The organism is Haloferax sp. AS1, from assembly GCF_014530665.1.
Classification (GTDB): Archaea; Halobacteriota; Halobacteria; order Halobacteriales; family Haloferacaceae; genus Haloferax; species Haloferax volcanii.
Window position 1 is genome coordinate 2,188,990 of sequence record NZ_SPSA01000001.1, and the last position, 19,599, is coordinate 2,208,588.

At 69.1% G+C, this 19,599-nt stretch carries 23 protein-coding genes; 13 read left to right on the forward strand and 10 right to left on the reverse strand.

Going from position 1 to position 19,599, the window contains the following annotated elements; translation table 11 throughout:
- Window positions 1-73: 73 nt before the first annotated feature.
- Together E4P24_RS11480 and E4P24_RS11485 are read left to right on the forward strand one after the other, a co-directional pair.
- Complete coding sequence (locus E4P24_RS11480) at window positions 74-2,635, forward strand: extracellular solute-binding protein (RefSeq protein ID WP_188148500.1); 2,562 nt, start codon at window positions 74-76, stop codon at window positions 2,633-2,635.
- Window positions 2,636-2,759: 124 nt separating this feature from the next.
- A complete protein-coding gene (locus E4P24_RS11485; protein ID WP_188148501.1) occupies window positions 2,760-4,103 on the forward strand; it encodes a hypothetical protein in 1,344 nt (447 codons plus the stop codon).
- A 30-nt stretch (window positions 4,104-4,133) separates the two neighbouring features.
- On the opposite strand, the gene E4P24_RS11490 is transcribed toward E4P24_RS11485, so the two are convergent.
- The gene (locus tag E4P24_RS11490) at window positions 4,134-4,652 is read right to left on the reverse strand and encodes a peptidylprolyl isomerase (protein ID WP_004062681.1); all 519 of its coding nucleotides are present in this window, start codon (window positions 4,650-4,652) and stop codon (window positions 4,134-4,136) included.
- A gap of 206 nt (window positions 4,653-4,858) precedes the next feature.
- On the opposite strand from E4P24_RS11490, the gene E4P24_RS11495 reads away from it, so the two are divergent.
- From E4P24_RS11495 to E4P24_RS11505, 3 genes are all read left to right on the forward strand, one after another.
- Window positions 4,859-5,836 (forward strand): bile acid:sodium symporter family protein, encoded by a 978-nt coding sequence (locus tag E4P24_RS11495; protein WP_188148502.1) that lies wholly within the window; start codon window positions 4,859-4,861, stop codon window positions 5,834-5,836.
- Between the two features lie 90 nt (window positions 5,837-5,926).
- A complete protein-coding gene (locus tag E4P24_RS11500) occupies window positions 5,927-6,085 on the forward strand; it encodes a YgaP-like transmembrane domain (protein WP_006601286.1) in 159 nt (52 codons plus the stop codon).
- Between the two features lie 91 nt (window positions 6,086-6,176).
- On the forward strand, window positions 6,177-7,202 hold the full coding sequence (locus E4P24_RS11505) for a succinylglutamate desuccinylase/aspartoacylase family protein (RefSeq protein WP_115860948.1): 1,026 nt from the start codon (window positions 6,177-6,179) through the stop codon (window positions 7,200-7,202).
- Window positions 7,203-7,271: 69 nt separating this feature from the next.
- Here E4P24_RS11505 and E4P24_RS11510 read toward each other — a convergent pair whose 3' ends face one another.
- Window positions 7,272-8,354, reverse strand: coding sequence for an anthranilate phosphoribosyltransferase (locus E4P24_RS11510; protein WP_188148503.1), 1,083 nt, complete (start codon window positions 8,352-8,354; stop codon window positions 7,272-7,274).
- 108 nt (window positions 8,355-8,462) lie between these two features.
- On the opposite strand from E4P24_RS11510, the gene E4P24_RS11515 reads away from it, so the two are divergent.
- Window positions 8,463-9,506 (forward strand): Lrp/AsnC family transcriptional regulator, encoded by a 1,044-nt coding sequence (locus E4P24_RS11515; RefSeq protein ID WP_115803033.1) that lies wholly within the window; start codon window positions 8,463-8,465, stop codon window positions 9,504-9,506.
- Window positions 9,507-9,572: 66 nt separating this feature from the next.
- On the opposite strand, the gene E4P24_RS11520 is transcribed toward E4P24_RS11515, so the two are convergent.
- On the reverse strand, window positions 9,573-10,442 hold the full coding sequence (locus tag E4P24_RS11520) for a PHP domain-containing protein (protein ID WP_004062675.1): 870 nt from the start codon (window positions 10,440-10,442) through the stop codon (window positions 9,573-9,575).
- Window positions 10,443-10,578: 136 nt separating this feature from the next.
- The gene (locus tag E4P24_RS11525; RefSeq protein ID WP_006601290.1) at window positions 10,579-11,613 is read right to left on the reverse strand and encodes an NAD(P)/FAD-dependent oxidoreductase; all 1,035 of its coding nucleotides are present in this window, start codon (window positions 11,611-11,613) and stop codon (window positions 10,579-10,581) included.
- 156 nt (window positions 11,614-11,769) lie between these two features.
- On the opposite strand from E4P24_RS11525, the gene E4P24_RS11530 reads away from it, so the two are divergent.
- The 5 genes from E4P24_RS11530 (at window position 11,770) to msrB (ending at window position 14,966) form a co-directional block, all read left to right on the forward strand.
- The gene (locus E4P24_RS11530) at window positions 11,770-12,510 is read left to right on the forward strand and encodes an HAD family hydrolase (protein WP_115803032.1); all 741 of its coding nucleotides are present in this window, start codon (window positions 11,770-11,772) and stop codon (window positions 12,508-12,510) included.
- Window positions 12,507-13,283, forward strand: a complete 777-nt coding sequence (locus tag E4P24_RS11535) for an aldo/keto reductase (protein ID WP_004062672.1) — start codon at window positions 12,507-12,509, stop codon at window positions 13,281-13,283. Before E4P24_RS11530 ends, E4P24_RS11535 begins: the two co-directional genes overlap by 4 nt.
- A gap of 86 nt (window positions 13,284-13,369) precedes the next feature.
- Entirely contained in the window at window positions 13,370-14,074 is a 705-nt protein-coding gene (locus E4P24_RS11540; protein WP_004062671.1) for an ATPase domain-containing protein, read from the forward strand.
- A 10-nt stretch (window positions 14,075-14,084) separates the two neighbouring features.
- A complete protein-coding gene (locus E4P24_RS11545) occupies window positions 14,085-14,501 on the forward strand; it encodes a hypothetical protein (protein WP_008606181.1) in 417 nt (138 codons plus the stop codon).
- A 63-nt stretch (window positions 14,502-14,564) separates the two neighbouring features.
- Window positions 14,565-14,966, forward strand: a complete 402-nt coding sequence (gene msrB, locus E4P24_RS11550; RefSeq protein WP_004042123.1) for a peptide-methionine (R)-S-oxide reductase MsrB — start codon at window positions 14,565-14,567, stop codon at window positions 14,964-14,966.
- 49 nt (window positions 14,967-15,015) lie between these two features.
- Here the strand turns inward: msrB and E4P24_RS11555 are convergent, their stop codons facing one another.
- The 3 genes from E4P24_RS11555 to E4P24_RS11565 form a co-directional block, all read right to left on the reverse strand.
- Window positions 15,016-15,468 carry a hypothetical protein gene (locus E4P24_RS11555; RefSeq protein ID WP_004042124.1) on the reverse strand — a complete coding sequence of 151 codons (453 nt, stop codon included), beginning with the start codon at window positions 15,466-15,468 and terminating at the stop codon, window positions 15,016-15,018.
- Window positions 15,465-15,764: a winged helix-turn-helix domain-containing protein gene (locus tag E4P24_RS11560; RefSeq protein WP_004042125.1), complete on the reverse strand. Its 300-nt coding sequence runs from the start codon at window positions 15,762-15,764 to the stop codon at window positions 15,465-15,467. The genes E4P24_RS11555 and E4P24_RS11560 overlap by 4 nt, the downstream gene beginning before the upstream one ends.
- A gap of 206 nt (window positions 15,765-15,970) precedes the next feature.
- The gene (locus tag E4P24_RS11565) at window positions 15,971-16,411 is read right to left on the reverse strand and encodes a hypothetical protein (RefSeq protein ID WP_004042126.1); all 441 of its coding nucleotides are present in this window, start codon (window positions 16,409-16,411) and stop codon (window positions 15,971-15,973) included.
- 249 nt (window positions 16,412-16,660) lie between these two features.
- On the opposite strand from E4P24_RS11565, the gene E4P24_RS11570 reads away from it, so the two are divergent.
- Entirely contained in the window at window positions 16,661-16,933 is a 273-nt protein-coding gene (locus tag E4P24_RS11570; protein WP_004042127.1) for a hypothetical protein, read from the forward strand.
- Window positions 16,934-17,071: 138 nt separating this feature from the next.
- Here the strand turns inward: E4P24_RS11570 and E4P24_RS11575 are convergent, their stop codons facing one another.
- Together E4P24_RS11575 and E4P24_RS11580 are read right to left on the reverse strand one after the other, a co-directional pair.
- The gene (locus E4P24_RS11575; RefSeq protein ID WP_115860942.1) at window positions 17,072-17,500 is read right to left on the reverse strand and encodes a universal stress protein; all 429 of its coding nucleotides are present in this window, start codon (window positions 17,498-17,500) and stop codon (window positions 17,072-17,074) included.
- Window positions 17,501-17,620: 120 nt separating this feature from the next.
- A complete protein-coding gene (locus tag E4P24_RS11580; protein WP_115860940.1) occupies window positions 17,621-18,466 on the reverse strand; it encodes a helix-hairpin-helix domain-containing protein in 846 nt (281 codons plus the stop codon).
- Between the two features lie 96 nt (window positions 18,467-18,562).
- Between E4P24_RS11580 and E4P24_RS11585 the strand changes: the two genes are divergently transcribed.
- The gene (locus tag E4P24_RS11585; RefSeq protein WP_004062667.1) at window positions 18,563-18,793 is read left to right on the forward strand and encodes a hypothetical protein; all 231 of its coding nucleotides are present in this window, start codon (window positions 18,563-18,565) and stop codon (window positions 18,791-18,793) included.
- Window positions 18,794-18,933: 140 nt separating this feature from the next.
- Here the strand turns inward: E4P24_RS11585 and E4P24_RS11590 are convergent, their stop codons facing one another.
- Window positions 18,934-19,542 carry a translation initiation factor IF-2 subunit beta gene (locus tag E4P24_RS11590; protein WP_004062666.1) on the reverse strand — a complete coding sequence of 203 codons (609 nt, stop codon included), beginning with the start codon at window positions 19,540-19,542 and terminating at the stop codon, window positions 18,934-18,936.
- Between the last annotated feature and the right edge of the window lie 57 nt (window positions 19,543-19,599).

Below are 19,599 nucleotides of genomic sequence, written 5' to 3' on the forward strand. Positions count from 1 at the left end.
CAGTCACGAATCCGTTCTCAGATATGATACCCGAGAGCGTGGTCTTATCACTCACCAGAAATCTTCTGGACCAATGGACGACGACAGCCAGTTCCGGAGACGAGCGTCGTCGGTTCGCGCCTCCGTCCGGGCCGCGCTCGGCGCACGCGCGACCGACGACGAATCCGAATCGGACGCCGCAGACGAGACGGCGCGCGCCGACGACGCGCGAAGCGACGGCGGGGGCACTCCCTCGGTCGCCGTCGAATCGGGACGCGGGGAGTCTCCCGCCGACGATGTCGCCGCGTCGTCGCCCCCGGACGCCGCCGCGCTCGACGGTCTCGACGACTTCTCCGCGGCCATCGAGCGCTGCATCGAGGGCGACCTGACGGTCCGCGTCGACGTTCCCGACGACCCGGCGCTCGCGCGTCACGCCCGCCTCCTCAACGAACTGTTCGAGGAGTGGCAGACCGCCATGCGGAACGTCGACGCCTTCGCAGACCAGGTCTCGGCGTCGACCCGAATCGTGGCCGACGCCGCCGAGGAGAGCCGCGAGGAGAGCCGGTCGGTCGCCGCCTCCGTCGACGACATTGCGGCGGGCGCGCGCCGGCAAAGCGAGAGCGTCGAGGAGGTCGCAGACGAGATGCGGAACCTGTCTGCGACCATCGAGGAGGTCGCCGCCTCCGCCGACGAAATCAGGCACGCGACCGACGAGGCCGTCGAGCGCGGCGACCGCGGCAAGCGCGCCGCCGAGACCGCTATCGACGAGTTGGCGGTCATCGGCGAGCGGACCGACGCGACCGTCGAGCGCGTCGCGGAACTCGACGACCACATCGACGACATCACCGGCATCGCGACCAAAATCTCCGACATCGCGGAGCAGACGAACATCCTCGCGCTCAACGCCTCCATCGAGGCCGCCCGCGCCGGCGAGGCCGGCTCCGGCTTCGCCGTCGTCGCCGACGAAGTGAAGGCGCTCGCCGAGGAGACGCAGGCCGCGACCGCCGACATCGAATCGACCATCGAGACGGTTCGGACCCGGTCGGCCGCGACGGTCGAGGACATCACCGACACGAGCGAGCGCCTCGACGAGGGCAGCGAGACGATTCAGGAGGCGCTGTCGGCGCTCGACGGCGTCGTCTCCGACCTCGAAGAGACGAACGGGAGCCTCCACGAGATTTCCGACGCCACGGACTCGCAGGCGGCGACCTCCCAAGAGGTCGTGAGTCAGGCCGACGGCGTCGGCGAGATAAGCGACGAGACCGCGGCGCTCGCGGCCGACGCCGCGGGGTCGGCGCGCCGCCAGACCGTCTCGCTCTCCGAGGCGGTGACGAAGATAGACGCGCTTTCGGACCAGGCCGACCACCTCCGGGACTCCATCGACGACTACCGCCTCCACGCCGAGGCGACCGACTCGGGCCAGACCGTCGTCCAGTTCTGGCACGGCATGTCCGGCGACAAGGCGGCGGTCCTGGAGTCGCTCGTCGACGAGTTCAACGCCAGCCACGACGGCGTCCGCGTCGACACCGCGTCGAAGGGGAGCTACCGCGGCACGTTCGACGCGACCCTCGCCGCGGCCCGGTCGGGGACGCCGCCGACCATCGCGCAACTGTACGAGGTCGGCACCCAGCGCGCCCTCGACAGCGGGGCGTTCACCCCCGTCGAATCGGTGCTTCCGGACAGGGCATCGGCGGGCGAACTCGTCCCCGAAATCGCCAACTACTACCGCCACGACGGCGCGCTCTGGTCGATGCCGTTCAACGCCTCGAACCCCGTGTTGTACTACAACGCCGACGCGTTCGAGCGGGCCGGCCTCGACCCCGACGACCCGCCGGCGACGTTCGACCAAGTCACCTCGGCCGCGGCGACGCTGAAGACGAGCGGGGCGGTCGACTACGGCGCGACGTGGGCGAATTACAGTTGGTTCGTCGAGCAGTGGTTCGCGGCCGCCGGGGAGTGTCTGTTCGACGCCGACAACGGCCGGAGCGGCACCGCCCGCACCTCGAACCTCGACAGCCCGGTCGGGACGCGCGTGTTCGAGTGGTGGCGCGACCTCGAACGGAACGACTTGCTGTTCGACCCCGGCGTCGAGGCCCGACGAGACGCCCGCGAGGCGTTCCTCGACGGCCGCGCCGCGATGCTCGTGGACTCCAGTTCGAGCGCCGCGTCGGTCGTTCGGGGGGCCGCCGACCGCGGGTTCACCGCCGAAGTCGGCCGGTTCCCCGCGCCCGGGTCGTCCCGCGAGGGCGTGGTCGTCGGCGGCGCGTCGCTGTGGGTCGCAGACGGCGTCGAATCCCGGAAACGGGCCGCCGCGGGCGAGTTCATCGCGTGGCTGACCCGCCCCGAACAACAGCGTCGCTGGCACCGCCAGACCGGTTACTTCCCGGTCCACCGCCGGACGAGGGGCCTCCTCCGCGACGACGGCTGGTTCGACGAACACCCCGGCTTCGCGGTCGCGTTCGACCAACTGGTCGAGACCGACGACACCCCGGCCACCCGCGGCGCTCGCGTCGGCCCCTTCACGACCGTCAGGACCATCGTCTCCGAGGGCCTGTCCGAACTGTTCGACGGCCGCGACCTCGACGCCGTGTTGGCGACGATGGACGAGCAGGTGTCGGCCCGCCTGTCGGAGTACGAGCACTCAGCGAACCGCTGACTCGGCGCGGGCGCAACCGACCCGACCGCGTCAGTGTCGACCGACCCCGACCGACCCCGACCGACCCCGACCGAACCGCGACTCGCCCGGTGATGCTTTCGCCATCGAGTCCTAATTCAGAGCGATGCGGCAGTCCCGTCGCTCGCGCTTCGGCGACCTGATTCGCGCCGCCGGCCCCAGCGACCGCCGCCGATTTCTGGCCGACCTCTGGACCGCCCGCGGGTGGGAGACGACCGTCGAGGGGTCCGTGGTCGTCGCCCGCCGCGGCGACCGAACCGAGCGACTCGCGGTCGTCTCTCGGTCTCGGCTCCGCCCGTCGCCAACGGTCCCCGCCGAGGCGACCGTCGTCGTCGCCCTCGGCGACCCCGAGCGAACCCGGCGCGCGGCCCCCGACGACGCCCGGGTTCTCTCGGTCGACGAGTTCTACGACCTCGTCCGGTACGGTCTCCCGGCGGGCCGCGGCGACGACCTCGTCGCAGACCACTTCGGCGTCCGCCTCGACGACCTCCCGGCCGATGACCGCGGCGTCGGTGCGAGGGGTGCGGACGAGGCGGGTGGCGCAGTCGTCTCTCCGCTTTCTCGCCGGCTTTCGTCGCTCCCGGTCGCGCCGCTCGTCTTCGTCGCGCTCCTGCTCGCGGCGGTCGTCGTGACCGCCGGGCCGGGCGGCGTACCGGTGCTCGGCGAGGCGCTGGGCGGTCATGGGTCGTCGACACCGACGCCGGCCGCGACGACTCCCGAGCCGACGCCGACGCCCGAACCGCGGGCGGTCGCCCCCGGCGTGACAACCGCGGGCGTCGAGAACGCGACGCGCCTCGCGGCGGCCCACCGCCGGGCCGCGGCGAATCGGTCGTACCGCTGGACGCTCGGCTACCGCGAGTCAATCGCCGGCGACGAGACGGGCCGCGAGGTGGAGGTCGTCCGCGTCGAGGCCCCGCACGTCTACGTCTCGGAGGTCCGGCGCACCGGGCGACTCCGGGCTTTTCCGCGTCCGACCGCCTCGGAGGACTCCTACGCCGACGGGACCACGCGCTACGCCCGCCGGCCCGCCGAACCGGACGGCGTCGCCGCCCGCGTCCTCGACCCCGACGTGCGCGACGGCCCGGGACGGCAGGCTTCCCGCGCCGCCCGCTACGTCGACTGGTATCTCTCGACCGACGAGACGAGCGTGACGCGCGTAGAGAGCGTGACGAACGAGACTGCCGAAAGCGGGACCGCGCTGTACCGAGTTCGGGGACTCGGCACCGACTTCCCGCGGTCGCGCGACTATCGGGTCGAAGCAGTCGTCGAAGAAAACGGGTTCGTCCGCTCGATGCGCGTCGCCTACGAGACCCGCGACGGCCTCGGCGTCGAGGTCTGGTTCGCGTACGACGCGGTCGGCGGGACGACGGTCACGCGACCGGCGTGGCTCGACCGCGCCGACGGGTCGACCGGCGGTCGGACTGTGGTCCCGACGAACGCGAGCGGGTAGCGACCGAGCGCGTCCCGTGAGTCGAGGCGCTTACTGCTCGACGTCGACCGATTCGAGGACCACGTCGGACACCGGCTTGTCCTCGCGGTCGGTCGGGACCGAGCCGATGTCCTCGACGACGTCCATGCCGTCCGTGACCTTCCCGAAGACGGCGTGCTTGCCGTCGAGGTGGGGCTGGGCGTCGAGCGTGATGAAGAACTGCGAGCCGTTCGTGTTGGGGCCGCGGTTCGCCATCGAGAGCACGCCGGGGCCGTCGTGGCTGAGGTCGGAGTGGAACTCGTCGTCGAAGGTGTAGCCGGGGCCGCCGCGGCCGGTCCCCGTCGGGTCGCCGCCCTGAATCATGAAGTCCGAGATGATGCGGTGAAAGAGGATGTCCTCGTAGAGGGGTTCGCCTTCCATCGTCTCGTCGGTCTCGGGGTGGACCCACGTCTTTTCGCCCGTCGCGAGGCCGACGAAGTTCTCGACCGTGTTCGGGACCTTGTCCTCGAAGAGTTCGACCGTGATGTCGCCCTTGTTCGTGTGGAGCGTGGCCGTTGGGTTGTCGCTCATACTCGACCCGTCGGGCGGGCGAGTGAAAACCGTGCCGCCTCCGGTTCGTCGCCGGTGACGCGGCGCTTGTTTCATCCTCGGTGACACGACTCCGTTCGGTCCGCGTCTTTCGGTCGGCACCGCGGACTGTCACACCGACAGACGTTTTTCTCCCCCGCGACCGAGTGGTGTGAGATGACATCACAACTCGACGGAGGGTGGTCGGAATGAACGCCCGCTCGACGCTCGAACGCCTCTCGGAGCTCGCAAACACCTACTTCGTCGGCCTCGTGCTCCTCGCGTCGGCCGCCGCGTTGGCGCAGCCGGACCTGTTCACGTGGATTGCGCCCTACATCTCGCCGCTGCTCGGGCTCATCATGCTCGGGATGGGGCTGACGCTCCAGCCCGCGGACTTCCGCCGACTCGCGGAGCGCCCCCGCGACGTGGCCATCGGCGCGCTCGCCCAGTGGCTCGTCATGCCGACCGCCGCCTACGCGCTCACGGTGGTTCTGTCGCTCCCGCCGGAGCTCGCCGTCGGCGTCATCCTCGTCGGCGCGGCCCCCGGCGGCACCGCCTCGAACGTCATGGCCTACCTCGGGAAAGGCGACGTGGCGCTGTCGGTCGCCATCACGACCGTCACCACGCTGGCCGCGCCGCTGGTCATGCCCGCGTGGGTCGTCGCGCTCGCCGGCGAACAGCTTCAAGTCGGCTTCGTGGACCTGTTTCTCAACATCGTCCAAATCGTCTTCATCCCGGTCGTCCTCGGCTTCGCGCTCCGAGTCGTGCTCGACCGCAACGCGCCCGAGGTTGCCGAAGTCGGCCTCGACGTGTTCCCGCTCGTCTCGGTCCTGAGCATCGTCGCCATCGTCGCGGCCGTCGTCGGCCTCAACGTCGATACCATCCTCAGCGCGGGCGCGGCCGCCATCGGAGCCGTCGTCCTCCACAACGCTATCGGCCTCGGCACCGGCTACGGCACCGGCCGCCTCGCCGGGATGTCCGCGGACCGCGTCCGAACGACCACGTTCGAAGTCGGCCTCCAGAACAGCGGGCTCGCGGCGGCCCTCGCGCTGTCGTTCTTCTCGCCCGCCGCCGCCCTGCCGCCCGCGCTGTTCAGCGTCTGGCACAACATCACCGGCCCGCTCCTCGCCAGCTACTTCGCGCGAACTGCGAGCGACTCCGCTGGTGGCGCGCCGGCTGACGACTGAATCGTTCGTCGCAGTCGCGTCGTTGCGCCCCGTCTCGTCGGGTCGGAATCGATTCGGGGGTAATGTATTGTGAGGGGTAAACATCACTGTGTGATTCGAAACGTCGGCACGCTCGACCGGACTGTTCGCCTCGCGCTCGGTGCCGCGTTCGTCGCCGTCGCCGGCGTCGTCTTGCTCGTGACCGGGGCCGGCCGGATTTGCCCGCTGTACCTGCCGTTCGGCATCGACACGTTCGACGACCGGGACTGACGCCTGCGGCTCGCCCCGCCCCGCCGCGCTCCGCTCCGTCTGCCTTTCTCGCTCCCCTAACTACAAGACACCCCACCGCGATGCGTCGGATATGCACACCGCGGAGACCGTGACGCTCACTCGCCTCCCCTCCGGCGTCCCGGTACAGACGACAGTTCACACCTACGAACCAGCCGACGGGACCGACGGTCCCACGCTCTACGTGCAGGCCGCCCAGCACGGCCGGGAAATCAACGGCACCGAAGTGCTCCGCCGACTCCACGGCCACCTCGAACGCGCAGAGCTCTCGGGCCGCGTCGTCGCCGTCCCCGTGGCCGACCCGCTGACGTTCGACCGCGTCTCCTACGTCACCCCCGAGGTGCTCGACTCCGTCAACTCCAACATGAACCGCGTCTGGCCGGGCGACCCCGACGGCTCGCTGCACCAGCGCATGGCCGCGACGCTCTGGGAGTACATCAGCGACGCCGACGCCATCGTCGACCTCCACACGGGGAGTCCGGACATGCTCACCCACACGGTCTACCTCCGGGGCGACGAGGAATCCCGCGACCTCGCGCGGGCGTTCGGCGTCGACATCCTCCTCGCGGAGGCCGCCGGCGACGAGGCCGACGACGAGTGGACCGAGCGGAGCTTCGACGGCAAACTCCGCGTCGCGGCCACGAGCGCGGGCATCCCCTCCATCACGCCCGAACTCGCCCACAACAAACAGCTCGTCGAGCCGGCCATCGTCGCCGGCGTCGAGGGCGTCCTCAACGTCTGCCGCGACATGGGCATCCTCTCGGGCGCGGTCGAACCGTGGGACGGCCGCACCTATCGCAACCACCTCGGCCGCGTGCAAGCCGCCGCCTCGGGCCTGTTCGTCGCCCGCGAGGACGTCGAACTCGCCCGCGAGGTCCGCCCCGGCGACCACCTCGGCTGGGTGTACGACCCGACCACCTACGAGGTGCTCCAAGAGGTCGAAGCCGAGCGCGCGGGTCTCGTCTACTCTATCGCCCGCGAGGCGACCGTCACGGCCGGCGAGACGCTCGTCGGCATCGCGCTCCCGCTGGACGACGGCGAGGGCGACACCGAAGGGGACGACCCCTTCGACGAGGCCGACGGCGACCTCGACATCTAGAAAAAAGCCGGTCGGTCGAACGGGAGGGACCGGCGTGTCGAAGCGAAAGCGTTCGAGTCGACTGCGACTTCAGAAGTCGCGCAGGTCTTCGAGCACGGCTTCCGCGTCGCCGGAGGCGATGGTCTCGCGGGCCATCTCCAGCCCCTCGTCGATGGTTTCCGCGTCCTCGCGGGCGTAGATGCGGAGCGCCGCGTTGAGGGCGACGGCGTCGGCGAAGCGGTCCTCGCGCTCGCTGGCGAGCACGGCTTCGGTGATTTCGGCGGAGTCGCCGGCCACGTCGTCCTCGTCGACGCCGAGGTCGTCGTACTCGAAGTCCATGCCGTACTCGGCGGTCTCGATGTCGAAGTCGTCGAAGGTGGCGTCGCCGTCGTCGCCGGCGGTCCACTCGGCGACCTTCGTGTAGCCGGGGCGGATGTCGTCGTAGCCCTCCATGCCCTGGAACATGAGCACGCGGTCGAGGTCGTGGTGCTCGCTCGCCTCGAAGGTGTTGACCATCTTCTTGGCGAACGCGAGGTGGTAGAACGACCCGAGGTGAACCGAGGCGTTCGCGGGGTTGGCGATGGTCTCGATGGTGTTGACGAACGTCCGAACGCCCATGTTGTCGCGGCGCTCCCAGAGGGCGTGGATGGCGGGGTTGAACCGCGGCTGGTAGTAGAAGCCGAAGCCGGTGTCGTCGACCATGTCGGCGGACTCCTCGGGGTCGAGCTCCGTGCGGACGCCGAGTTCGTCGAGGACGTGCTTGTAGGCGTCCTGCTTCTGGGTCGGGACGCGGTCGCCGGAGTGGACGACGACGGGCGTGCCGGCCGCGGCGGCGACGACGCCGGCGGCGACGCCGAGGATGGCGGTCGTGCCCTTGCCGTCGTAGTTCGCGCCGCAGTCGACGGGGTCGGCGTCGGGTTCGGCGTACTCGACGTGCTCGGCCATCACGTCGGCGTAGGCGGCGAGTTCCTCGGCGTTGTTGTGCTTCCAGCGGTTGGCGAGCCAGAACGCGCCGAGCGTCGTGTGGTCCGGTTCGCCGGCGAGGATGCGGCGCATCGCCTCGGACGCCTGCTCGCGGGTCATGTCCTCGGCGGACTTCGTGCCCGTGCCGACGACTTCCGTCATCAGACGCTTCAGCGGCCATTCCCCGAACTCGCTTTCGACTACTGCCATGCCCCTGTGTTCGGGCGAGCGGTCAAAAAACGTCCCGTTCGGTCCCGTCGCCCGGGAGCGTCGACACCGTCCGAAAGCGATAGGCTTCCCGACTCCTAACGCCGGATAATGAGCGCGTTGTCGGATGATTGGCGGGACGCCATCGACGAGGTCGATGCGGCGCTTATCGACGGCTACCAGAGCGGCTTTCCGGTCGAGCGACGGCCGTTCCGCGTCGTCGCCGCGGAGCTAGGTATCGACGAGGACGACGCCCTCGACCGCGTCCGCCGGCTCCGCGACGACGGCGTCTTCCGGCGGTTCGGGCCGGTGCTCAACCCGCCGGTCATCGGGAGTTCGACGCTCGCGGCCGTCGCCGCGCCCGAGGAACGCTTCGACGAGGTCGCGGAGATTATCAACGGTTACCGGCAGGTGAACCACAACTACCGCCGCGCCCACGACTGGAACATGTGGTTCGTCGTCACCGCCGGCTCCCGCGAGACGCGCGACCGCATCCTCGACGAAATCGAGGAGCGCACGGGCTGCGAGGTGCTGAACCTCCCGATGCTCACCGACTACTACATCGACCTCGAATTCCCCATCGTCAACGACGATCGCTTCGCCCGCGAGAGCCTCGGCGCGACCGACGTGAGCGCCACCCGCATCTCCGAGGACGCGACCGGCGACCTCTCGGACCTCGAAGCCCGCCTGCTCGTGGAGATTCAGGGCGGTTTCCCGCTTACGAAGACGCCCTACCGCGACGTGGCCGACGCCCTCGACGCCGCGGTCGACGACGTGCTCGTCGCCGTCGAGCGCCTGCTCGCGGACGGCTGTATCAAGCGCATCGGCTGCGTCGTCAACCACATCGTCACCGGCTTTCGGAACAACTGCATGGTCGTCTGGAACGTCCCCGACGACGAACTCGACGCCCGCGGCGAGGCCGTCGGCAGCCTCCCGTACGTCACGCTCTGTTACCACCGGCCGCGCCGCCCCGAGCAGGGCTGGGAGTACAACCTGTTTACCATGATTCACGGCCGGGACGCCGACGCCGTCGACGAGAAGATAGACGAACTCGCCGCCGACCACCTGCCGTTCGACCACGAGCGACTGTACTCGACGGCGAAACTCAAGCAGACCGGCGCGCAGTACGAGAAACTCGTGGGTTCTGACGACTGAGGACAGAACAAAATTCGCGTTTCGACGCCCGCGCCGCCGCGCCGCCGTCCGCGCCGAATCAGGGCGCTACCGCGAGAGCGGCGACAGCCGGTAGAGCATCCGAGCGGCCTGCGCGACGCCGGTCTTCGCTATCGACCCGCTTTTGAGCGCGCCGAGTTTCGCGTAGTAGCCGGACTTGAACGCGCCCTTCTTGGCGAGGAGCGCGCTCCCGAGCGCCCCGCGTTTGGCGTAGTACGCGGACTTCCGGCCGGCCGCGCCGGCGTAGTGTTTCGTGCTCGTCGGAATCGGCGTCCGGCGGCCCTGCACCTCGGTCGAGCCGCTGCGGATGGCGGTCAGGATGTCGTCGGCCGTGAGCGAAGCGCGCGACACGTCGGGGATGTCGATTTCCGTGTAGGCGCGGCCGACGTACCCGACCCGGTGGGCGTCGCTGCCGGCGACGCCGGGGTACTGGCGCTTCGCCGCGAACCGGCGGGCGCGGCGGTTCTTGTAGCCCGTGAACAGCCACGAGTTGTACGTCTCGATGGCGTCGAAGGCGTCGCCGCCCGCGGCGTCGTGATACCGGCCGAGCCGACGGCGACCGATGCCGTGTCGGCTCCGCTGGAACGGGTGGGGGACGATGGCGACGCCGCCGCGCTCGCGCACCCAGCGCGCCGTCTCGTCCAGCGGGCGACGCCGCGGCGGTAGCTCCTCCACGCCGAGCGCGAGGAGGTGGCCGTCGGCCGTCGAGACTTCCACGCCGGGGATGCCGACGAGACCGTACATGGGGGCGAGTTGCGCCGCTCGGAGCGACTCGTCGATGACGTCGTGGTCGGTGACGACGACGGCGTCCAACCCGATTTCGGCGGCCTGCTCCAAGATGAGCTCCACCGGGTCGTGCGCGTCGTACGAGCCTTCCGAGTGTACGTGGGGGTCGATGCGGACGGTCAGCGCGGACACGACTCCTCGTTAGGCTTCGGCAACGAAAAAGACACGCCCGAATCGTGCTAGCTCGCGGCATCCCTAGCGGACGGCGTCTCAGTCGGGGCAGACACGGTACTCCGGCGGCGGAAACGTCGAACTGTGTCCGCGGGCGCTACTGCTCGGCGATTCGCTCGCCCGCGTCGACGCCGCTCCAGAGCGCGGCGTGGACCCGGCCCTCACCGACCGTCCAGTCGCCAGCGAAGTAGAGGCCGTGAGACTCCCCGCGGCGGAGTATCTCGCGGTCGGCGACGCCGTCGGGCAGCGCGTACCGCCAGCCCTGGTCGTCCACCCAGTCGGGGTCGCGCAGGCGCTCGTCGTCGAGGAGTCCAGCGACCATCCCCGCGACCTCGTCGGCCGCGTCAGAGAGCGGGTCGTCGTAGTGCGCCTCGGACCACTCGGGGCTCGGTTGGACGACGAGCAGGCTCTCGCCGTCGGGGACGTGGCCCTCCTTGCACTCCTCGCGGGCGACCCAGCCGACCGGGTGGGTCTTGTCGGTGTTGACGAGCGCGTACCACGGCTCCTCGCGCTCGAAGGGGTAGTGGAGGACGACGGTTCGAATCGTCCGGTACTCGACGCTTCCGATGGCCTCGCGGAGCGCGACCATGCACTGGTCGCCCCAGCCCATCTCGGTGAGAATCCCGGCCGTCTGCGGGGCCGGCGGCGTCAGGAGCACCGAGTCGAACGGGCCGTGGCGCGTCCCCGCCTCGTCGACGACGGACCAGTAGCCGCTGTCGGGGTTGTGGTCGATTGCGGCGACGCGCGTCTCCCGCTCGACGGTCGCGTCGGTCTCCGCGAGCAGGCGCTTCGCCAGTTGGGTGATGCCCTCGGTCCACGTCCACTTGTGTTGGTCGCGGTCGTCGCCCTCGGAGACGACGCCGTCGCCGTCGAACGTCCAGACCGGCTCTTCGATGTCGACCAGCCCCTCTGTTCCCAGTCCGCGGACGAGCCGTTCGGTGCGGCGGTCGTAGTCTTTCACGTAGTTCGCGCCGTGGTCGTACCGACAGCCGTGTCGGCGGCGCGTCGCGGCGCGCCCGCACACCCCGCGGCTCTTCTCGAGAATCGTGACGTTCGCGTTCGCCTCGCGGAGCGCGTAGGCCGCGCCAGCCCCAGCGGCCCCGGCTCCGACGATGCACACGTCGCGAGTCATCTCGCCACCCCGCGTGTGAGTCCAGCCAGCATCGGTCAGACGTGAGGCTTCGAGGCGCTAAAAGACTCGCAACGCGGCGGGATTGGTGACCGTGTTCGCGCCCGCGACCGCGCCCGGAGGCGAAAACGATTCACGTCGCGCCGCCGGAGTCCGTGTATGTACGACTCGGTCATCTTCGACCACGACGGCGTGTTGACGACGCTCGTCGAACTCTCTCCCCTCCGCGACGCGACGTGGGACGCCTTCGACGAACTCGGCGTTTCGGACCCCGACCCGGACCACGTCGAGCAGGTGGTCATCCACGTCACGCCCGAGGACGTGCGCGCCGCCGCCGAGCCCTACGGCCTCGACCCCGAGGCGCTGTTCCGCGTCCGCGACGAACGCCAGTCGGCCGCCCAACGGCGGGCCATCGCCGACGGCCGCAAAGTCCCCTACGACGACTTCGACGCGCTCCGCCGCATCGACGCCCCGATGGGCATCGTCTCCAGCAACCAGCAGGCGACCATCGACTTCGTCGTCGACCACCTCGACGCCGCGGACCTGTTCGGCACCGCCTACGGCCGCGAGCCCTCGATGACGAGCCTCCACCGCAAGAAGCCCGAACCCTACTACCTCGAACGCGCCATGGCCGACCTCGGCGTCGAGTCGCCGCTGTTCGTCGGCGACAGCGACAGCGACATCGCCGCCGCCGAGGCCGCGGGCGTCGATTCCGCGTTCATCCGTCGGGGCCACCGCGCCGACCACACGCCGACGCCCGACCCGACCCACGAAATCGCCGGCCTCGACGACCTGCTCGAACTCGACGGCGTCCCGGTCGCGGCCGGCGAGGCGGGCGCGTCCGCACCGTCCGACCCCGCGGCCGACGGCGGCCGCGAGGGCGGTGCGTCGTCCCGATGACCGCCTCGCTCCCCCGCATCGGTCTCGGGACGATGGGCCTCGACACGCCCGACGAGGCCGCCGCCGTGACGACGGCGCTGGAGTTGGGTTACCGACACGTCGACACCGCGCAGATTTACGGGAACGAGGCGGTCGTCGGCGACGCGCTCGCGGCCGCCGACGTCCCCCGTGAGGACGTGACGCTCGCCACCAAGGTCTGGGCGGACAGCCTCGCGCCCGCCGACGTGCGCCGGACGACCCGCGAGAGCCTCGAAAAGCTCGGAACCGACTCCGTCGACCTCCTGTACGTCCACCGCCCCATCGACACTTACGACCCCGAGGCGACGCTTGCGGCCTTCGACGAACTCGTCGACGACGGCCTCGCCCGCGGGGTCGGCGTGAGCAACTTCACCGCCGCCGAGTTGGACGAGGCGCTCGACCTGCTCGACGCGCCGCTCGTCGCTCACCAGACGGAGTACCACCCGCTGTTCCAGCGCTCCGAACTCCTCGACCACGCCGAGGAACGCGGCTACGACGTGGTCGCGTACTCGCCGCTTTCGGGGGGCCGCGTCCGCGACGTGGACGAAGTCGTCGCGGTCGCGGAGAAACACGACGCGACGCCCGAGGCGGTGAGCCTCGCGTGGCTGGCCGCGAAGGGGCTGTGTCCCATCCCGAAGGCGTCGAGCGAGCGCCACCTCCGGGCGAACCTCGACGCCGTCTCGCTGGAACTCGACGCGGCCGACGTGGCGGCCATCGACAGTATCGAATCTGAAGTCGAACTGTTTCCCGAGTGACGGTTCAGCCGCTCGGTGCCGTCTCGAAGTCTCAATTTCGATACCGGTCCCGGAACGATTATAACACGGCGGGCGAGTGTCCGACCATGCGGATTCCGAGTGGGGTAAGCGGGTTCGACGAGCTCATTCAGGGTGGCTTCCTTCCGCGCCGACTGTACGTCCTGAGCGGACCGCCGGGGAGCGGAAAGACGACGTTCACGGCGCAGTTCATGGCCGAGGGACTTCGCAACGGCGAGAAGTGTATGTACATCACCATGCACGAGACCGAAGACGAACTCGTCAACGACATGTCGAGTTTCGACTTCGGCTTCGAGACGCTCGCCAGTTCCGAGGGCTTTCGCTTCATCAACCTCGTGAGCCCGAAGGGGAAACACATCCTCAATCAGTTCTCACAGACCGGGGGGTCGTCGAGCGTCCAGAGCCTCACCGACAAAATCGTCGCGTTCGTCAACTCCCGGCAGGTCGACCGCCTCGTCATCGACTCGACGATGCTGCTTCGGCTGTTTTTCGCCAACGGCTCCGAGGAGATGACGCGGTTTCTGACGGCGCTCAAGCAGGGCGACGCCACGACGCTTCTCATCTCCGAGATGACGGACCCCTCGTCGTACTCCGACGAGCACTTCCTCGCCCACGGCGTGGTGTTCTTCCACAACTATCTGGAGGCGACGGGGATGACACGCGGCATTCAGGTCATCAAGATGCGCGGAACGAACATCGACTGCGACATCCGGTCGCTCGAGTTCACCGACAACGGACTGGTCGTCGACCCCCGGTCGAAGGTCGACCTCTGAGGTAACAACAATGTACGAACGGGTCTTCGGAACGGACTGGCGGACGATTTCGGACGAGGAGGCCATCCGCCGGATGTACGCCCTCGGCGTCTCCAGCGCGCTCGGCCACCCGAACCGCGGGGAGTTCGAGCGCATCCGCCGGCAGGCCGGCACCGCCTACGGTCGGAGCGTCCTCCAGCTCGCCTTCGAGGAGGGCAAACAGCGCGTCGCCCGCAACGAGTCGGAGTACGACTCGAAACAGGACGTGTGGGAGGCGCTCGTCGACGAGGAGACGACGCCCGCCACGACGGGTCGCGCCGACGTGACGATGCAGAAGCCGACGGACAAACAGGGCATCCCCGACGCCGTCGGTCGGGCGTCCGCCCTCGACGGCGGCGGCGACGACTTCTCTCGGATTCGGCTGCCGGAGTTCCTCCGACGCGGGTAGCCGGCCACACGGCCGACGCGGGTAGCCGACGAACCTTTGGGCGTCCGAACCCTCTCTCGACGCATGAGCGACAGCGAATTCAGCCTCTCCGAGTCCGAGTGGCGCGAGCGACTCTCTGAGGACGCCTATCGCGTCCTCCGCGAACAGGGGACCGAGCCGCGGTTCTCCGGCGAGCACGTCGACCGGAGCGACGACGGCGTCTACCGATGCGCCGGCTGCGGGGCCGAGCTGTTCGACTCGGAGACGAAGTACGACTCGAACTGCGGGTGGCCGAGCTTCTACGCCGCCGAGGACTCGAACATCGAGCTTCGGCGCGACCTGAGCCACGGCATGGACCGCACCGAGGTCGTCTGTTCGACCTGCGACGGCCACCTCGGGCACGTCTTCGACGACGGACCGGAGCCGACCGGCAAGCGCTTCTGTATCAACTCGGTCGCGCTCGACTTCGAGGCGGACGAGAACTAAGCGTCGACAGAACCAGAACGCCCAACCATCGAACACCACCCCGCCTTCCTCACGCCGAACTCTGGTACGTGAGGAACGTCACGGCGACGGCCGCAAACAGGTCGGGCAGGAACGTGAAGGGTCCCAGCCCGCTGCCTCTGAACCCGAGGAACAGCGACGCCAGCGGGTTCGACGTGAGTGCGTACAGGAGCAGCGCCGCCGTAAAGAGGAGTAAGCTCAGCGTAAAGCGGTTCGGCAGCTCCCGGTAGAGCATCGCGTAGGTTCCCGCGAGGAAGCCGAGCGCGACGAGGTTGTACGTCGAGACGAACAGCTTCAACTGGATGAACAGGTCCGGGATGGGCGGACCGCCGTGGCCGCCCGGCTTGTGCGGGCCGAACAGGTCGGGGGCGAACCACGCCACGAGGTCGGGCGTGAACCACGTCACGAGCGCCGCGATGGCGAGCGAGACGCCCACGACGACCGCGGTCCGCCGAACCGGGTCGCGGTTGGACGTGTCGCTCACGCGTCGTCACCTCCGACCGTCACGTCGTCTAAGTCGGCCTTTCGAGCCACCTCGTCGAGTACGTCGAGGTTGGCTTCCATCTGGTCGGTCAGAAAGTACGTCTTTCCGTAGTTGTCACCCATAGTCATCAACACGTTGTTCTCGACGAGGAGTTCCAAGTGGTGCTGTGTGGTCTTGTAGTCGAGGTCGAGTTCGTTCGAGAGTTGGTTGGCGTTCATCGGCATGTCGTCGAGCGCGCGGATAATTCGCAGGCGGTTTCGTCCCCCGCGCGACCCGCCGATAAGCCACCACAGCACACGTCGCATCCGGCTAACTCGTCAAATCCGGACGTAATAAAACGGCAGGCCTCGGCTCCGCGTCTTCGGCGGCCCGCAGTGGAGTCGTGTGTGGCGGGAGTCGGGCGAGTGGGTGTGTTCGGCATGGGGACTGAGGGAGTGCGCCGGTCGCGTTGGGGGGCAGTCGTCAGCGAGGGACACAGGGGCGTCAGCGAGGGACACGGGGGTTAGTTACCGCGCGGCCCGAAGCCGCCGGGTGCGCCGGGGCCGCCCGCGTGTTGTCGTGGGCCGCCACCGCCGTCGCAGGCGAGCGTCGACGTGTCGACGCCGAACTCGGTGAGTTGCTCGTCGACGGCGGTCCGAATCTCCTCGGCCGTCGCGCCGTCGTCGCGCATGTCGGCGACGAGCGTCCAAACCTCGTCGGTCTGCTCGTCGGTCAGGTCGTAGCGGTCTTGCAGGCGGTCGCCCGGGGCGTATCGGGTTTCGTTCGCGGACCCGTTGAACGGGCCGTGCCAGCCGCCGGCGGCTCGGACGGCGGTCCCGTCGGTCGCGTAGACGGTCTCCGAGGCGTGGGTCTGGGCCGCGAGGCCGCCGGCGGCGGCGACCGTCCCCGCGAAGACGAGCGAGGCGACGACGAACGCCACCCCGAGCGTTGTGAGTCTGTTCATGATTCGTTCCTCGTCTGTCCGGTCGTTGGGGGGTTAAAAGAGGATTTTCCGAACTCGAACACGAGTCGGTCGTGAATCCGCCCGGGGTTAGGCCCAAATTACGCCGAAAACCGCTCGCCCGGCGCGGACGAACTGCCGGCGCGCACGACGCATCGAGAAGCCCGCTTTCGCGGCGGTAGGACGGGTCTAACGCACACGCCTTGTGGGTAGTCGACACGTACCAAACTAGGGTGGCGACGTACGTGCTGTATGTCTCGCAGCTACCCGGCCAGTCGTCACCCGACACGGCGGGGCCCGCCGTTCACGCCGTACGCCCTCGTCGTCGCCGGTCTCGTGACGTTCTGTATCGCCGTCCTCGCTCCCGTCGCCGACCTCTCGGCGGGCCTGACGGTGATGAACGTCGCCGTCAGCGGGGCGACCCCGGCGTTCGACGGCGGCACGCTGGTCCTCAGCGGCGGCCTGCTGCTCATCAGCGCCGCCTCGACGTTCTTCGGCGTCCTCCTGTTGCTCCTTCGGCTCTGAATCGCGGTTTGACCCCGGGGCACGCGGCGAGACTCGAAGGTCGGTCGAACTCGGGAAACCGCAGAAGAGTACGCGAGACGCGGGACCTCGGAACCCGCTTCGGTGGTGCGACGTGTTCGCCCACCCGGCGCGGCCGGATTACTGTCGTTCGATGGGGGTGGCGAGCACGGGTATCTTCGACTGGACGACGACCGACCGCGAGACGCTTCCGAGGATGTTGTCCTCGAACCGGGCGTGGGTGCCCATCGAGATGAGCGCCGCGTCTATCTTCTCGGCGAACGCGAGAATCTCCTCGGCCGGGTCGCCGCGGCGGAGTTCGGTGGCGGCGTCGACGCCGTACTCGGCCATCGTCTCGGCGGCCTCGGTGAGCGCGGCCTCGCCCTGCGACCTGAGTTCCTCGTACACCTCGTCGACGCGCTCGTCGGCGAGCGTCAAGAAGGCTCGTTCGTCGACGACGTAGAGCAGGGAGACGGCGGCGTCGCGCTCTGCGGCGAGTTCCGCGGCGTCTTCGACGACCGGCTGCATCGAGTCGCTCCCGTCTATCGGCACGAGGATTGTGTCGTACATCAACTGGGGATTAGGCGGGGACAGTATCACCCTCTTCGCCAGTTCCCGCGCGATGGGAACTACGCGGGACGAGTCTCGACCGGGGAGACGCGATTCCGGAGACGGGTGCGGTGCAGGCGGCTATCCGTCACCGGTCGCGTCGTCGGCGTCTGTCTCGGGGTCGCTGGCCGCGTCAGTTTCGGACTTGGTTGCCGCGTCGCTTTCCGGTTCGGCCTCGCGTTCCGACGCCGGTCGCTCGGCGTACCGCTCGGCCCGCCGTTTCCAGTCGGCGGCCCGCCGCGCCGACACGTCTGCGGCGGCGGCGAGTTCCTCGTCCGACGCCTCGCGGAGCGCCGTCACGGTGTGGATGCCCGCCGCCCGGAGCCGGGTCGCGTACGCCTCGCCGATGCCGCGGATGTTCCGCGGGTCCTCGGGGTCGCGTGCTTCTTCGGCCTCCTCGGCATCGACGCCGCCCGCCGAGACGACCGCCGCGAGCTGTTCGGTCATCTCGTCCACCCGGCCGTCGAGACCGTCAACTCGGCCGTCGATTTCGTCGATGCGCGCCGCGAGGTCGTCGTGAGTGTGTTCGGTCTCCTCGTCGGCGACGCCGGTCACGCCGGCCACGTCCGGGTCGACCCCGGCTTCGACGGTGGTCCGGTCGGAGTCGTCGCTGCCGCTGTCGTCTGTCTCGCCGTCGCCGGCCTCGTCGGCTTCGCCCTCGTTTTCGTCTTCGTCATCTTCGGAGGCGTCGTCCGCATCGGTGTCGGCGTCGTCGTCTTCGGGCTCGTCTCCGTTGCCGTCGTCCGCATCGGCGAGCGAATCGCCCGGTGCCACGTCGTCGGGGAGGACGTAGACCAGCGCGTCCGCCGGCACGTAGCCGACGACCTGTTTGCGCTTCCTGTCTGCGGTGAGGACGACCCCGCCGGAGTCGAGCGCCTTGTAGCCGCCGCACTCGAAGCTGGTTCCGTCTGTGAGGTATACTTTCATAATCAATCATTGGCTTCAGGGCAGAATGAGTGTTGCCGCTCCCGTTGTGTGAGAACGAACGGCGGTTTTTCACCGATTCCGCGCCGATATTCGGGTATGCTCCGAGCCCTGTTGGCGGCGTTCGGTCTGGTGGAACTGCTCGTTCCGGATAAACTCGTCGCCGTGATGACGCGCCTCGCCTACGAGGACGGCGGCGAGATGACGGCGAAACCGTGGGTGACGACGGCGGCGCGCGTCGAGGGAGCGGTGCTCCTGTTGGTCGCGCTCGTCGGCCTCCGCGGTCGGTGCGGCGGTGACGGCGACGACAGCGAAGGCGACGACGCATAACTGCGTCTCGCGGGCGTCGCGACGGCGGTAATCCGGCCCGCGAAAGAAGCGACCGCGGCGAGAGAATATGAGACTGTGCGCGGCAGTCGGTCGCCGAGCGACTCGTGGTCCGGCGCGTCGGCGCGACGCGTGCGACCGATTCAGGCGAGTCGCGCGAACGCGAGCGACCCGCTCGTGTTCTTGATGTAGACGCGGACGGTCTGACCTTCCTGCGCGCCGGGCACGAAGATGGTGTACTTCCCGCGCTGGGCGACGCCGTCGCCCTTGCGGCCGGTCCCGGTGATTTCGACCTCGTAGGTACGACCCTCTTCGACGGCCTCGCGCTGGCGCTTGTTGCTCACGCTGGAGCGCTTCTGGACCGGGCGGAAGGCACCGCAGGCCTCACAGCGAAGCATGTCGACGCCGTCCTCGGTGACGAGGCGAGTGTCCGGCAGGCCGCACTCCGAGCAGATGACGTACTCCTCGACGTAGCCGTCGATGGCCTCCTCGAAGTCGTTGATGGAGAACGACCCGCTGTATCGGGCGCGGTCGCCTTCCAACTGGCCGCTGGTCCCGAGCGTGCGCTGGATGGCGCTGTGGAGGTGCGCGGGCGTCCGCGAGAGCGCGTCCGCGATTTCCCCGAGGTTGGTGAGGCGGGTAAACGCGCCGTCGGTTTCGCCGGACGGATCCGGCACCGTGAGGCGTTCCTGTTCGACGTTTCGTTCCGGTAGGACGTTGAGCGCTCGGTCGAGCGCAGTCTGATACTCCATAGGGGTTCGAGTGTCTGGCGACGTATAGCCGTTCCGTGACCGTCTTTGCCGCGGCAC

Coding starts and splice junctions, on each gene's coding strand:
- E4P24_RS11530 (WP_115803032.1), top strand. CDS start 11,770: ATGTACGACTCGGTCATCTTCGACCACGACGGCGTGTTGACGACGCTC.
- E4P24_RS11480 (WP_188148500.1), top strand. CDS start 74: ATGGACGACGACAGCCAGTTCCGGAGACGAGCGTCGTCGGTTCGCGCC.
- E4P24_RS11510 (WP_188148503.1), bottom strand. CDS start 8,354: ATGGCAGTAGTCGAAAGCGAGTTCGGGGAATGGCCGCTGAAGCGTCTG.
- E4P24_RS11540 (WP_004062671.1), top strand. CDS start 13,370: ATGCGGATTCCGAGTGGGGTAAGCGGGTTCGACGAGCTCATTCAGGGT.
- E4P24_RS11585 (WP_004062667.1), top strand. CDS start 18,563: ATGCTCCGAGCCCTGTTGGCGGCGTTCGGTCTGGTGGAACTGCTCGTT.
- msrB (WP_004042123.1), top strand. CDS start 14,565: ATGAGCGACAGCGAATTCAGCCTCTCCGAGTCCGAGTGGCGCGAGCGA.
- E4P24_RS11485 (WP_188148501.1), top strand. CDS start 2,760: ATGCGGCAGTCCCGTCGCTCGCGCTTCGGCGACCTGATTCGCGCCGCC.
- E4P24_RS11505 (WP_115860948.1), top strand. CDS start 6,177: ATGCACACCGCGGAGACCGTGACGCTCACTCGCCTCCCCTCCGGCGTC.
- E4P24_RS11570 (WP_004042127.1), top strand. CDS start 16,661: ATGTCTCGCAGCTACCCGGCCAGTCGTCACCCGACACGGCGGGGCCCG.
- E4P24_RS11525 (WP_006601290.1), bottom strand. CDS start 11,613: ATGACTCGCGACGTGTGCATCGTCGGAGCCGGGGCCGCTGGGGCTGGC.
- E4P24_RS11575 (WP_115860942.1), bottom strand. CDS start 17,500: ATGTACGACACAATCCTCGTGCCGATAGACGGGAGCGACTCGATGCAG.
- E4P24_RS11515 (WP_115803033.1), top strand. CDS start 8,463: ATGAGCGCGTTGTCGGATGATTGGCGGGACGCCATCGACGAGGTCGAT.
- E4P24_RS11495 (WP_188148502.1), top strand. CDS start 4,859: ATGAACGCCCGCTCGACGCTCGAACGCCTCTCGGAGCTCGCAAACACC.
- E4P24_RS11580 (WP_115860940.1), bottom strand. CDS start 18,466: ATGAAAGTATACCTCACAGACGGAACCAGCTTCGAGTGCGGCGGCTAC.
- E4P24_RS11535 (WP_004062672.1), top strand. CDS start 12,507: ATGACCGCCTCGCTCCCCCGCATCGGTCTCGGGACGATGGGCCTCGAC.
- E4P24_RS11565 (WP_004042126.1), bottom strand. CDS start 16,411: ATGAACAGACTCACAACGCTCGGGGTGGCGTTCGTCGTCGCCTCGCTC.
- E4P24_RS11545 (WP_008606181.1), top strand. CDS start 14,085: ATGTACGAACGGGTCTTCGGAACGGACTGGCGGACGATTTCGGACGAG.
- E4P24_RS11590 (WP_004062666.1), bottom strand. CDS start 19,542: ATGGAGTATCAGACTGCGCTCGACCGAGCGCTCAACGTCCTACCGGAA.
- E4P24_RS11490 (WP_004062681.1), bottom strand. CDS start 4,652: ATGAGCGACAACCCAACGGCCACGCTCCACACGAACAAGGGCGACATC.